Genomic DNA, 13,304 nt, shown 5'->3' with positions numbered 1-13,304 from the left:
ACGGGGAGTACGTGCCGGGGCCTGTGGACTACCGCCCCTTTGTGGAAAACCCGTTCACCCCTGCGTGAGAACTCCGGTCCCCGCCACCGCCGCGTACTGCTCACGCACCTCGCGGTACCGCAGCAGCTCGGCGGCCACCGGGTCCAGGACCTTGGCCCGGCCGCAGGCCGCCGCGGCCTCGCGGAGTCTGCGTTCGGCCTCCTGCCCGTAGCGCCGTCCGGGCCCGCGCGCGGCCACCGCGCACGCCCACTCGATCAGCGGGCCGCCCACGATGCCGCCCAGCATCACGAGCGCGGGGACGATCAGTCCGGGGGGCAGCACCCCGACGATCTGGCCCACCAGCCACAGCCCGCCCACGACCTGGATGCCCGTCATGACCATCTGGGCCAGCACGGCGGCCGGCCACCACGGCGGCCGGGGCGAGGTGCCCCGCTCCAGCTCCTCCCGTACCGCGAGCTCGTCCAGCGCCTCGGGAAGCCCTTCGGCGCCCCGCACGGCCGCCTCGCGCACGGCCTGGGCCCAGGGTGCGGGCAGCCCGGCCGCGGCCTCGCCGGCGACCGTGCGGACCGCCTGCTCCACGTGCTGGCGGGCGGTGACCTGCTCCTCGGCCTTGCTGCCGGAGCGGGGCCGCTGCACGGCCGGGACCCGGATCCGGTCGTACCAGCGCCACAGCCGCAGCCACGGTGTGCCGCAGGCGCGCTGGGCGTTGCGCCGCCACTCGCGTTCGGCGGCCTCCCCCGCGGCCGAGGCGCCGACCGCCGTGGCCAGGCGGTCACCGAAGTCCCTGCGGGCCCGTTCGCCGAGTCCGGGGTGGCCGTCGGCCACATACAGCGGACGCAGTTCGGCGGCGGCCGCGTCCACGTCGGCGGCGAGGCGGCGGGCGGCTGCGCCGCGCTCCCGCACGAACCGGCCGAGCTGCTCGCGGAGTTCGCCCACGCCCTGGCCGGTCAGCGCGGAGAGGGCGAGCACCGAGGCGCCGGGTTCGCCGTGTTCGCCCAGCGCCATGCCGTCCTCGTCGAGGAGCCGGCGCAGATCGTCGAGTACCTGGTCGGCGGCGTCCCCGGGCAGCCGGTCCACCTGGTTGAGCACGACGAAGCTGACTTCGGCGTGCCCGGCGAGGGGGCGCAGATAGCGCTCGTGGAGTACGGCGTCGGCGTACTTCTCGGGGTCCACGACCCACACGATCGCGTCGACCAGGGCGAGGACCCGGTCGGCGGCGTGCCGGTGCGAGACGACGGCCGAGTCCAGGTCGGGCAGGTCGACCAGGACCAGGCCCTCCAGGTCGCCGGGCGCGCCGTCGAGCGGCCTGCGGCGCAGCCGGCCCGGGATTCCGAGCCGGTCGAGCAGCCCGGCGGCGCCGTCGGTCCAACTGCACGCGATGGGCGCCCCGGTGGTCGGGCGGCGCAGCCCGGTGTCCGAAATCTGGCTTCTGGCAAGGGAGTTGAAGAGGGTGGACTTGCCGCTTCCGGTGGCGCCCGCGATGGCGACGACGGTGTGCCGCGCGGACAGGCGCTGGCGCGCGGACGCCTCGTCGAGCACCCGGCCGGCCTCGGCGAGCGCCTGGGCATCCAGCCGGGTGCGGGAGAGGCCGACCAGTTCGCGCAGCGCGTCCAGGCGTCCTCGTACCGTGCCGACGTACGGGCCGCCGATGGGCTCGAACGCGGCGTCCTGCGGCTCCTCGCCCTCCTGGGGGCCGGTCGTCATCTCGCCGGGCTCGGCGGCGCGCCTCGCGATCAGCCCGTCGGCCCAGCGGTCCTCGGCCTGCTGCGTCATGCCGCTTTCCTCTCCTTCTGCACCACGGACAGTGCGGCGATCAGCCCGGCCTGCGGTTCGGGCGTCACCTCAAGGGCGTCCAGCGGCGCGAGCCGCCGTTCACGTTCGGCGCCGAGCACCTGGTCGATGTAGGTGGCGACGAGTTCGCCGCCCTTGTCGCGCAGCCGCAGCGCGCCGTGGGCGCCGATCCGCTCGGCGAGCCGCTCGCCGGCCCGGCGGGCCCGGCGGCCGCCGAGCAGCGCGGCGGCCAGCAGCGCGGCCACGGTCTCGGGGTCGGGCGCGACCGAGCGTTCCATCTCCCGCACCTCTTCCTCGGCCAGCTCCTCCAGGACCCGCCGCCAGCGCCGCACGGCGAGCCCGATGCGGTCCTCGGGGTCCTCGTGGCGTACGTCGTCGGCGAATCCCTGTGCCGCCGGTTCGCCCGCCCAGGCGTCCCTGACCCGCTCGTCCGCGGCGGCGGCCGCGCACCGCAGCAGTTCGGCGAGGCTCTCCACCAGCGCGTCGAGGAGTTCGCCTGCCGAGGCCCCTCCGGGGTGGGCGCGCCAGCGGGTGAGCGCGTCCCCGGCCAGCACCTCACCGGCCCGCAGGCGCCGCCGCACCCGGTCGCCCTCCGCGGCGTACGCGTCCTCGACGGCGGCGGTCAGGCGTACGGCGGCGGCGTACTGCGCGGCGACGGCCGAAGCCAGTTCCGGCATCCGCGCGTTGAGCGACTCGATCGCGCCGGACGCGGTCCTGGCGACGGCCTGCTGGCGGGCGGCCGGGTCCTGGCTGCGGTGGGTGAGCCAGGTACGCAGCGCCGCGACGGCGGTGGAGGGCAGCAGCCCGTGCGAGGCGCCCGCGGACTCGGGCAGTTCGGGCACGGTGAACCGGGGCACGTCCCCGAGCCCTGCCCGGGTCAGCAACGCCCCGTACTGCCGCGACACTTCGGCCAGCACCTGGTGCGGCACCCGGTCGAGCACGGTGACCAGCGTCGCGTCGTACTCCTTCGCGGTACGCAGCAGATGCCAGGGCACCGCGTCGGCGTACCGCGAGGCGGTGGTCACCATGACCCAGACGTCGGCGGCGCAGATCAGTTCGGCGGCCAGGATGCGGTTGCTGACGACCAGTGAGTCGATGTCCGGGGCGTCGAGGAGTGCGAGCCCGCGCGGCAGCGTGGTGGCGGTCTCCACGCGTACGGCACCCTCCTCGTCCCCGCCGGACAGGTCGACGCCCTCAGCGTCCTCGTGCTGTTGCGGCAGCCAGACGCGGGTGAGTTCGGGCAGCACCCGGGGGCCGGAGAACCACTCGCGGTCGTCGGGGTGGCACACGAGTACGGGCGTACGCGTGGTGGGCCGCAGCACTCCGGCCTCGCTGATCCGGCGCCCCACAAGGGAGTTGACGAGCGTGGACTTGCCGGCGCCGGTGGATCCGCCGATGACGGCGAGCAGCGGGGCTTCCGGATCTCGCAGCCGGGGCAGCAGATAGTCGTCGAGCTGTGCGAGCAGCTCGCTGCGCGTCTGCCGGGCGCGTGGCGCGCCCGGCAGGGGCAGTGGGAGACGCACGGCGGCGACACTGTCGCGCAGGGCGGAGAGTGCGTCGATGAGCTGAGGCCGTACGTCCAAGGTCACCACATGCGAAGAATGCCCAATTTTGGCGGCTTTTTGAAGCGTATGGCCACTTCCGCGCGCGTCCATAGGCCACCGAGACGCGCCGATCGGACAGATGGGGCACTTGGGACGAGTGGGGCGCAGGCATAACGAGTGCACAACACCCTGCGCCGCGAGCGTCAAAAGCGCTGCAGGATTCGCACCTGCCTGCGATTATCGGTTCGCTTCACCGAACCTCCACATCGTGCCACGCAGGTGAAGCAACCGGGACGAGGTGACAGGAGCCCTATCCTTGTCCCCGGCAAGGTCATCGGCCCGGGACCCGTCCCGGACCCAAGCCCTCGCCGCCCCGGCCTCCGGGCCACCGAGGCCCCATTTCGGCCCCCGTAGCTCAGTGGATAGAGCAGGCGCCTTCTAAGCGCTTGGCCGCAGGTTCGAGTCCTGCCGGGGGCGCCCAAGACCACCGGGCGTTCGGCCCTCCTTCGGGAGGGCCTTTTTGCTGGGCGGGCCGTGCGTGTCCTGGGGCGCTCGCGGGCCGGTGGGGGTGGAGGTCGGCCGGTGGGGTGGAGGTTGGGGGTGAGGCCGGCGCCGAGCGGGCTGCCATTGCTTCTGCCAACCCGACCCGGGTCAACCACCCCCTCACACCGCCGGCGGCTCGCCGCCCATTTCTCGGTAGACGCGGTCCGTCTCCGCCGGGGTCAACGGCCGTTCGGGAAGGGGGCGTTGGGCTTCGGCTCGGAAGCCGTCCAGGAGGAGGGCGAGGGGGCGGCGCCAGGAGCCGGGGCGGGTCGCCTCCACCGCCGGGAGCGAGGTGCCGAGCGCGCTCAGGGCGAACAGGAGGTCCTCCGCGACCACGTCCGTGCGCAGTTCACCCGCCTCCGCCGCCCGCCGCATCAGTTCGCTCACCGTCGCGTGGTTGTGGGCGTGGATCGCGTCCAGGGTCGGGGCGCCCTCGATGCCCGTGGTCATCAGGTCGCCCACCCCCCGGTCCCGGGCAAGCAGGGCGCACACGCCCTCCAGATACGCGGTGAGCGCGCCCCACGCGTCCCGTGCCAGGCGGGCCTCCTCGCCGGAGGCCATCACCGAGGTCAGGTCCTCGTGGAAGACGGCCTCCACCAGATCGCCCCGGGCCGGAAAGCGCCGGTAGAGGGTCGCGTTGCCCACCCCCGCGCGCTTGGCGATCTCGTCGAGCGGAACGTTCAGCCCCTGCTCGGCGAAGAGCTCCCGCGCCGCCGCCACCAGCAGGTCCCGGTTGCGCCGGGCGTCGCTCCGCAGGGGCGGGGACTTCTTCTGCTCGTTCTGCGACGGTGCCTTCTCGTTCTGCGACGGTGCCATGGGGTCCGACCCTATAGCGACAGGTGGGGGCTCCTCCCCGGTTCCTCGACGTCGGCCCCCGTCGCCTTCCCGCCCCCTAGTTCGGCCAGTACACCCAGTTCGGCTCCCACTCCTCCCCCAGCGCCCCGCCGCCCTCCGCTCCCAGCACCAGCCGGACCCCCACCGTCCCGGCCGGCCCGTACCGCAGGCGGCTGCGGGCCAGCGCGGCCACCGCCGCGAGGCCGTACTTGTCGATCAGGGCGGTGCGGTAGCCCACGCTCGACTCCTCGTCCAGGAACGCCGCCCTCGCCCGCAGCGAAGGTGTCCTCGGTCCGGCGGCGACCAGGACGCGCGAGCCCGCGCGCAGCCGGTCGGCGAGCGGTGATCCGGTCGCGGTGAGGATGCCGAGGGCCGGTCCGTCCCGGATCACCCACGGCCGGTCGACCACGGAGTGGCCGGCCTGCGCACGCCCCGCCGCGTACGGCGTCGCACGCCCCGCCGCGTACGTCGTCGCACGCCCCACCGCGTACGTCGTCATCAACAGCCGCCTGGCGCACGCCAGTTCAGCGGCCCGGGGACGTGGCGTACGCGTCGACACCCCTCGACTCACTGCCCCTCCCCCTCGTGACGGGCCGCGATCGCGGTGTACTCGTGCTCCGTCGCCCGGCGGACCTGGCCGCCCTCGCCGAAGTAGGCGCGTGCGAGGCGGGCCCGCAGGGATCGGTCCTCGACCGCGGGCGGCTCGGGCTGTTCGTGGGCGGTGAGGGTGTGCAGGCGCTCGGGCGGCAGCGGTTCGTGGATCTCGACGTACTCGCCGTGCGGCAGCTTTCTGATGCGGCCGGTCTCCCTGCCGTGCAGCACCAGATCGCGGTCGCGCCGCTGAAGACCCAGGCACCAGCGGCGGGTGATCTCGAAGACCAGCACCGGGACCGCGAAGAAGCCGATGCGCACCGTCCAGGTGATCGCGTTGAGCGAGAGGTGGAAGTGCGTGGCGAACAGGTCGTTGCCGCCGCCGACCAGCGTCACCAGATAGAGGCTGACCCAGGCCGCGCCCAGCGCGGTGCGCACCGGCGCGTTCCGCGGCCGGTCGAGCAGATGGTGCTCGCGGCGGTCCTTGGTGATCCACGACTCGATGAACGGATACACCGCGATCAGGCCGAGGATCGTCGGGAAGAGGAGGAAGGGGATCAGTACGCCGAGGGCCAGGGTGTGGCCCCACGCGCTGATCTCCCAGCCGGGCATCACCCGGATCAGGCCCTCGGCGAAGCCCATGTACCAGTCGGGCTGGGCGCCGGTGGAGACCTGGTCGGGGCGGTAGGGGCCGAACGCCCAGATCGGGTTGATCGAGGCGACCGCCGCGACGGCCGCGATCACGCCGAACACCAGGAAGAAGAAGCCGCCCGCCTTCGCCAGGTAGACCGGCATCAGCGGCGCGCCCACCACGTTCCTCTCGGTGCGGCCGGGACCCGCGAACTGGGTGTGCTTGTGGAAGAAGACCAGGATCAGATGCGCCACGAGCAGGCCGAGCATGATGCCGGGGATGAGCAGGACGTGCAGGCTGTAGAAGCGCGGCACGATGTCCGTGCCCGGGAACTCCCCGCCGAACAGGAACATTTGGACGTACGTTCCGACGACCGGCACCGCCAGGATGACGCCCTCGATGAAGCGGATTCCGGTGCCCGAGAGCAGGTCGTCGGGGAGGGAGTAACCGAAGAAGCCGTCCAGCATGCCGAGGAACAGCAGGCCGAAGCCGAACAGCCAGTTGACCTCGCGCGGCTTGCGGAAGGCGCCGGTGAAGAACACCCGCATCATGTGCACGAACATCGCCGCGACGAAGACCAGCGCCGCCCAGTGGTGGATCTGCCGGATCAGCAGCCCGCCGCGCACCTCGAAGCTGATGCGCATCGTGGAGTCGAATGCCTCGGAGACCCGCTGCCCGTTGAGCGGGACGTACGAGCCGTCGTAGACCACCTCGGCCATGCTCGGCTTGAAGAACAGCGTCAGCCAGACGCCCGTCAGGATGATGACGACGAAGCTGTACAGGCAGATCTCGCCCAGCATGAACGACCAGTGGTCCGGAAAGATCTTCCGCAGATTGCTCCTGGCGAGACGGTGGATCCCCGTCCGCGCGTCCGCCCAGTCGGCGATCCGCTCTCCGCGCCCTGCCATCCCGAACCCCCTTGTCCCCGGGCCCCATTCGGCCCCGGTGCGCGCGGCGCGCACCTCGCGGCGGCAGGGAGGCGCGCTCCGCTGCCGACCTCCGCATCCTAACCGGGGAGCTCTCCCCATTTACTGGAGGGGGTGCATCCGGGGGCTCCCCCTCTATGCTTCTTGCACATTGGTTGCAATAGCCATTACTCGGCAGAAGAGGTGCTCGGCGTGGGTCTTCCGGTGGTGCTCGGGATCGAGTCGTCCTGCGACGAGACCGGGGCCGGTCTGGTGCGGGGAGGGCGGCTGCTCGGTCACGCGGTGGCGTCGAGCATGGACGAGCACGCCCGGTACGGCGGAGTGGTGCCGGAGATCGCCGCCCGCGCCCATGTCCACTCGTTCACACCGGTCGTCCAACGGGCGCTGGAACAGGCCGAGTTGAGGATGCCCGACATCGACGCGGTCGCCGTGACGACCGGCCCGGGCCTGTCCGGCGCCCTCCAGGTCGGGCTCGCGGGCGCCAAGGCGCTGGCGTACACCCTGGACGTACCGCTGTACGGGGTGCACCACCTCGCCGGGCACGTGGCCGCCGACACCCTGGAGCACGGCCCGCTGCCGAACCCCTGCATGGTGCTGATCGTGTCCGGCGGTCACACCTCGCTGCTGCTCGTACGGGACCTGGCGCGCGACCCGATCCTGCACCTCGGCGACACCCTGGACGACGCGGCGGGCGAATGCTTCGACAAGGTGGCCCGGGTCTTCGGGCTGCCCTATCCCGGCGGCCCCGCCATCGACCGGGCGGCCAGGGACGGAGACGCCCGGGCCGTGCCGTTCCCCCGGCCGCTGACCGGCCCGCGCGACGACCCGTACGCCTTCTCCTTCTCCGGGCTCAAGACGGCCGCCGCCCGCTGGGCCGAGCGGCACGCCGGTTCCCCGCTGCCCGTCGCCGACGGCTCGGCGGCCCTCCAGGAGGCCGTCGCCGACGTGCTGACCCGCAAGGCGGTCGCCGCCTGCCGGGCCCACGGCGTCGACACCCTGGTCGTGGTGGGCGGGGTCGCCGCCAACTCCCGGGTGCGCTCACTCGCCGAGCAGCGCTGCGCCGAGGCCGTGATCACGCTGCGGGTGCCGCCCCTGGGTCTGTGCACCGACAACGGGGCGATGATCGCCGCGGTGGGCGACCTGCTGGTCAGGGCCGGTGCGAAGGCCGCGCCGCTGGACCTCTCCATCGACCCGTCCGCCCCGCTGGAGTACGCGGCCCTGCACCCTGTGGCACGGGCCGCGCGCGTCGCGTGACGGCTTCACGGGCCTTGGGGGACCACGGGGGAAGCCGGTCGTCCGGCCCTCAGGGGGCTCTTTGTAAGCTCGACAGGGCGCACCCACCCCATGCCGTCTGACGCACACGCGCGGCCCCGCGAGAGGAAACACCATGACCACCCAGTTGAGCACCGACGCCCTGGCCGGGCTGCTCGACCAGGCCCGGCAGGACTACGCGGCCCTTGCGGCCCGCGGCCTCAAGCTCGACCTCACCCGGGGCAAGCCCGCACCCGAGCAGCTCGACCTCTGCGAGGACCTGCTCAGCCTGCCCGGCGGCCGCTACACCTCCGCCGACGGCACCGACGTACGCAACTACGGCGGCCTCCAGGGGCTCCCCGAGCTCCGCGAGATCTTCGCCGAGGTGCTCCAGGTGCCGGCCGGGCAGCTGCTCGCCGCGGGCAACTCCAGCCTGGAGCTGATGCACGACTGCCTGGTACACGCGATGCTGAGTGTCGTCCCGGGCGCCGAGTCGCACTGGGTCGACCAGGAGCGCCTCGCGTTCCTGTGCCCGGTGCCCGGCTACGACCGGCACTTCGCGCTGTGCGAGCGGTTCGGCATCGAGATGATCCCGGTGCCGATGACCGACGCGGGCCCGGACATGGACGTCGTGGAGCGCCTGGTCGCCGAGGACGCGGGCATCAAGGGCATCTGGTGCGTGCCCAAGTACAGCAACCCCAGTGGCGTCAGCTACAGCGACGAGACGGTGGCCCGGCTCGCCCGGATGGAGACCGCGGCCCCCGACTTCCGGATCTTCTGGGACAACGCCTACGCCGCCCACCACCTCACCGACGAGCCCGTGGAGATCGCCGACCTGCTCGGCGCCTGCGCGAGCGCCGGCCACGCGGACCGCGCCTTCGTCTTCGGCTCCACCTCGAAGATCACGGCCGCGGGTGCGGGCGTCGCCTTCTTCGGCTCCTCGCCCGCCAACGTGCAGTGGCTGCTCGCCAACAACGCCAAGCGCTCGATCGGCCCGGACAAGGTCAACCAGCTGCGCCACGTGCTGTTCCTCAAGGACGCGGACGGCGTACGCGCCCACATGGAGCGCCAGCGCGCCCTGCTCCAGCCGAAGTTCGAGATCGTCCAGCGGATCCTGGAGAGCGAGCTCGGCGGTACGGGCCTGGCGAGCTGGACGGTCCCCAAGGGCGGTTACTTCGTCACCCTCGAAGTGCCGGAAGGCTGCGCGAAGGAGGTCGTGGCGCGGGCCGGCCAGGCGGGTGTCGTGCTGACCCCGGCCGGCGCGACGCACCCGTACGGCGACGACCCGAAGGACGCCACGATCCGCATCGCGCCCAGCTACCCGGGCCTGGCCGAGCTGGAGCAGGCGATCCTCGGCCTGACCGCGTGCGTACGGCTCGTCGGATACGAGAAGCTCCTCGCGGCCTGACCGGCCCCCACCGCGCGGAGCCTCGCCCGCGAGGACGTCGATCCCAGGACTTGGTCCTAGGAGACGATGTCCTTGCGGGCGAATCCGCGGAAGGCCAGCGCGAACAGCACCAGCGCGTACGCGACGGAGACCGCCGAGCCCTTGAGCATGCCGCCCCACTCCAGGTGCGGCTGGAGCGCGTCGGCCCAGGCGAACTGCCAGTGCGCGGGCAGGAAGTCCCGCCAGTGGCCGAGCGCGGTCACCGCGTCCAGGACGTTGCCGACGATGGTCAGGCCCACCGCGCCGCCGACCGCGCCGAGCGGCGCGTCCGTGCGGGTGGAGAGCCAGAACGCCAGCGCGGCGGTGACCAGTTGGGACACGAAGACGAACGCGACGGCGACCGCGAGGCGCGGCAGCGCCTGGCCCGCGCCGAGCGAGCCGCCGGTGGGGAGCTGGAGCGGCCCCCAGCCGTACACCGCGGTGCCCGCCGCGAGCGCCACCACGGGCAGCAGCACGATCGCGGCCGCGCTGAACCCGAGCGCCACCGCCAGCTTCGACCACAGCAGCCGGGCCCGGGGCACCGGCGCCGCGAGCAGATAGCGCAGCGAGGACCAGCTCGCCTCCGAGGCGACGGTGTCGCCGCAGAACAGCGCGACGGGCACCACCAGCAGGAAGCCCGCCGAGACGAACAGACAGGTCGCGGCGAAGTTGGCGCCGGACGCGGTCGCGGTGTCCATCAAGGTGATGCGGCCGTTGCGACTGCTCGGGCTGCCGCCGATGGCGAACGCGACGATCAGGACGAACGGCAGCGCGCCGAGCACCGCGCCCATCACCAGGGTGCGCCGGCGCTTCAGCTGCCGTACGGCCTCGACGCGCAGCGGCAGGGTGCGCCGGGCCCGGTAGCCGGGGGCCGTCTCGCCCGCCGGGGTCTCCAACAGAATGCTCACGCGGAACCTCCGATCAGGGTGAGGAAGGCGTCCTCCAGGCGGCGGTGCGAGCCCACGCCGGTCAACGCGACGTCCAGGCGCAGGAGTTCGGCGATCAGCTCGGTGGTGGTGGCCCCTTCGAGGCGGACCAGGAGCCCGTCGTCGGTGCGCAGCGCGGAGCCGATGCCGGCGAGCGCGGCCACCTTGTCCACGACGGCTTCGGCGACCGGTTCCGCGGTGGTCACGAGCAGGGTGTCGCTCGCGCCGGTGATCTCGGCGACCGGTCCCGCCTGCACGAGCCGGCCGCGGTCCATCACCACCAGATGCGTGCAGGACTGCTCGACCTCGGACAGGAGGTGGCTGGAGACGATCACGGTGCGGCCGCCCTCGGCGTACTGGATCATCACGTCCCGCATCTCGCGGATCTGGGGCGGGTCCAGCCCGTTGGTCGGCTCGTCGAGGATCAGCAGGTCCGGCATGCCGAGCATGGCCTGCGCGATGGCGAGCCGCTGGCGCATGCCCTGCGAGTAGGTGCGCACGGCGCGCTGGAGGGCGTCGCCCAGGCCCGCGATCTCCAGGGCCTCCTCGATGCGGGAGTCCTTTTCCGGGCGGCCGGTCGCCCTCCAGTACAGCTCCAGGTTCTCCCGGCCCGACAGGTGCGGCAGGAATCCCGCGCCCTCGACGAACGCGCCGACCCGGGACAGGACGGGCGAGCCCGGCCGGATGGCGTGGCCGAACACGCGGATCTCGCCGCCGTCGGGCCGGATCAGGCCCATGAGCATGCGCAGGGTGGTGGTCTTGCCGGCGCCGTTGGGCCCGAGGAGGCCGAGCACTTGGCCCTGCTCGACACGGAAGGACAGCTCGCGCACGGCGTACCGGTCGCTGGACTTGGCGTACTTCTTGGTCAAGTCGGTGATCTGGAGCGGCACTTGGGCCAGCTCTGGGTCGGGGGCCGGGGTGTGGGTGCGCCGGGTGATCAGGAGCGCGCCGCCGATCACGGCACCGGCGAGCGGCAGCCCCCACACCCACCAGGCCAGGCCCGCCGAGGCGGTGCGCGCGGCGGGGACGGTGGGCACGCTCAGGCCACCGCCCGCCAGTGAGACGGTGTAGGTGGCGGGCGCGGCCGGGGAGGCGAAGCCGAGGTCGGTGGCGGCCACGACGAGGCGCAGCCGGTGGCCGGCCTCGACGTTGTGGTCGACGGCGGGCAGGGTCAGCTCGACGGTCCGGCCCCCCTTCGCGCCGTCGACGCGCAGCGGGGAGACGAGTTGGGAGGGCAGCACCTGCTGTTTGCCGTCGGGGCCGACGTCGTACAGCTTGCCGAAGAGCACGGCCTCGTCGCCGCCGGCCTTGACCTTGAGGGTGACGGTGGGCGCGCCGGTGAGGTGGACGCCGGTGGTCAGGGGCGCCGTCTCGAACCGGGCGTACTGGCCGGGGAAGTCGAGGGAGATGCCGACGCCGAGCGAGGACAGGCCCGTCAGACCCGCGCCGAGGCCGGGTACCGCGGAGATCGCGGGCGGGGCGCCGCCGGGCGGGTTGTCGAAGCTCTGCTCGCGGCCGGTGAGCGCGAGGGTGTGCCGACCGCTTCCCAGGCCGGGGTAGCTGTCGCTGGTGGCGCCCCTCAACTGGGCGGATCCATCGGTGGAGTTGAGGCCTCCGGTGCGGGTGACACGGAAGGCGGGGCCGGTGTCGGCGCCCTTGTCGTCCTTCAGATAGCGGTCGAACCACCGCGTGACGCGGGCCTGGGTGCGGCCGCTCTCGCGGTCGCCGCCGTCGTGGCCGCCCGCGATCCAGTCGACGGAGACGGGCGCCTTGTTGGCGGTGATCCTCTTCGCCATGGCGTCGGCCTGGCCGAGCGGGAACAGCGAGTCGGTCTGGCCCTGGATGATCAGCGCGGGCACCTTGATCCGGTCGCCCACGGTGGAGGGGCTCTTGGACTCCAGGAGCTTCTCGGCCTCGGCGTCCGGCCGGCCGGCGGTGGCGACCCGGTTGTACATGGCGCAGATGCCGGGCTCGAACTTCTGGCAGCCGCCGGCCGTGGAGACGAAGATCCCGGCCCACAGCTTCTTGTAGACGCCGTCGGGGAAGAAGACGTCCGACAGGTTCCAGTACGTCATCTCGGGGGCGATAGCGTCGACCCTCTTGTCGTATCCGGCGGCGAGCAGCGAGATCGCCCCGCCGTAGGACACCCCGGTCACGCCGACGCGCGGGTCGCCCGGTGCGTCGAGGCGCACCTCGGGGCGGCGGGCCAGCCAGTCGATCAGCCGTGAGACGTCCTTGACCTCGAACTCCGGGTCGTTGAGCCCGATGCGGCCGGTGGACTTCCCGAAGCCGCGCGCGGACCAGGTCAGGACCGCGTACCCGTCCCGCGCGAGTTGTTCGGCCTGGCCCCGCACCTCGTCCTTGCTGCCGCCGAAGCCGTGCCCGATCAGCACGGCGGGCCGCTTGTCCCGGGGGGTGCCCGCGGTGAAGAACGAGGTGTCGATCCTCGCTCCGGGCATGTCGAGCACCACGTCCTCACGGTGCACGGCGGGGGCGCCCGAGGCGCCCGCGGCACTCCAGACGCCGGCGCCGGCCAGGGCGACGAGAGCGGCCGCCCCCGCGGTCACCCGCCATCGGCGTCCGCGCATGCTGATCTCCATGCCCCCACGGTATGCGCCCGCACCGACAACCGGAGCTGCCGCTGGGTGGAAGTGCCGGGTGTACCCGGGGAGTACGGGCGGCCAGTGCCGTACCGCAGCGGGAGTAGGCGGGCCGGCGACGGGAGTGGCCGGGCGCAGTTCCCCGCGCCCCTAACTGCTCGGTGCCGGGCAGCACGGGACACCTCAGCCCGTCATGGGGGTCCCCCCTGGCCCTTAAGGCCTTGGGGGAGTTTGAGGACGA

At 73.0% G+C, this 13,304-nt stretch carries 9 protein-coding genes and 1 tRNA gene; 3 read left to right on the top strand and 7 right to left on the bottom strand.

Going from position 1 to position 13,304, the window contains the following annotated elements; all coding sequences use genetic code 11:
- Positions 1 to 54: 54 nt before the first annotated feature.
- Both N4G70_RS01580 and N4G70_RS01575 read right to left on the bottom strand, forming a co-directional pair.
- The gene (locus N4G70_RS01580) at positions 55 to 1,773 is read right to left on the bottom strand and encodes a GTPase (RefSeq protein WP_261710530.1); all 1,719 of its coding nucleotides are present in this window, start codon (positions 1,771 to 1,773) and stop codon (positions 55 to 57) included.
- The gene (locus tag N4G70_RS01575; protein WP_261711331.1) at positions 1,770 to 3,374 is read right to left on the bottom strand and encodes a dynamin family protein; all 1,605 of its coding nucleotides are present in this window, start codon (positions 3,372 to 3,374) and stop codon (positions 1,770 to 1,772) included. Before N4G70_RS01575 ends, N4G70_RS01580 begins: the two co-directional genes overlap by 4 nt.
- A gap of 365 nt (positions 3,375 to 3,739) precedes the next feature.
- Between N4G70_RS01575 and N4G70_RS01570 the strand changes: the two genes are divergently transcribed.
- Positions 3,740 to 3,812 (top strand) — tRNA-Arg (locus N4G70_RS01570).
- 186 nt (positions 3,813 to 3,998) lie between these two features.
- Here the strand turns inward: N4G70_RS01570 and N4G70_RS01565 are convergent.
- The 3 genes from N4G70_RS01565 to N4G70_RS01555 form a co-directional block, all read right to left on the bottom strand.
- Complete coding sequence (locus tag N4G70_RS01565) at positions 3,999 to 4,694, bottom strand: TetR/AcrR family transcriptional regulator (protein ID WP_261710529.1); 696 nt, start codon at positions 4,692 to 4,694, stop codon at positions 3,999 to 4,001.
- Positions 4,695 to 4,770: 76 nt separating this feature from the next.
- The gene (locus N4G70_RS01560) at positions 4,771 to 5,211 is read right to left on the bottom strand and encodes a hypothetical protein (protein ID WP_261710528.1); all 441 of its coding nucleotides are present in this window, start codon (positions 5,209 to 5,211) and stop codon (positions 4,771 to 4,773) included.
- A 68-nt stretch (positions 5,212 to 5,279) separates the two neighbouring features.
- Complete coding sequence (locus tag N4G70_RS01555; protein WP_261710527.1) at positions 5,280 to 6,842, bottom strand: cytochrome bc complex cytochrome b subunit; 1,563 nt, start codon at positions 6,840 to 6,842, stop codon at positions 5,280 to 5,282.
- A 210-nt stretch (positions 6,843 to 7,052) separates the two neighbouring features.
- Between N4G70_RS01555 and tsaD the strand changes: the two genes are divergently transcribed.
- Together tsaD and N4G70_RS01545 are read left to right on the top strand one after the other, a co-directional pair.
- Positions 7,053 to 8,114 (top strand): tRNA (adenosine(37)-N6)-threonylcarbamoyltransferase complex transferase subunit TsaD, encoded by a 1,062-nt coding sequence (gene tsaD / locus N4G70_RS01550; RefSeq protein WP_261710526.1) that lies wholly within the window; start codon positions 7,053 to 7,055, stop codon positions 8,112 to 8,114.
- 133 nt (positions 8,115 to 8,247) lie between these two features.
- Positions 8,248 to 9,519 carry an aminotransferase class I/II-fold pyridoxal phosphate-dependent enzyme gene (locus N4G70_RS01545; protein WP_261710525.1) on the top strand — a complete coding sequence of 424 codons (1,272 nt, stop codon included), beginning with the start codon at positions 8,248 to 8,250 and terminating at the stop codon, positions 9,517 to 9,519.
- A gap of 56 nt (positions 9,520 to 9,575) precedes the next feature.
- Here the strand turns inward: N4G70_RS01545 and N4G70_RS01540 are convergent, their stop codons facing one another.
- On the bottom strand, positions 9,576 to 10,445 hold the full coding sequence (locus N4G70_RS01540) for an ABC transporter permease (RefSeq protein WP_261710524.1): 870 nt from the start codon (positions 10,443 to 10,445) through the stop codon (positions 9,576 to 9,578).
- Entirely contained in the window at positions 10,442 to 13,063 is a 2,622-nt protein-coding gene (locus tag N4G70_RS01535; protein ID WP_261710523.1) for an alpha/beta fold hydrolase, read from the bottom strand. The genes N4G70_RS01540 and N4G70_RS01535 overlap by 4 nt, the downstream gene beginning before the upstream one ends.
- Positions 13,064 to 13,304: the final 241 nt, after the last annotated feature.

The sequence above is a fragment of the Streptomyces sp. ASQP_92 genome (assembly GCF_025399895.1).
GTDB lineage: Bacteria > Actinomycetota > Actinomycetes > Streptomycetales > Streptomycetaceae > Streptomyces.
This window is presented reverse-complemented; position numbering and strand designations above follow the sequence as displayed.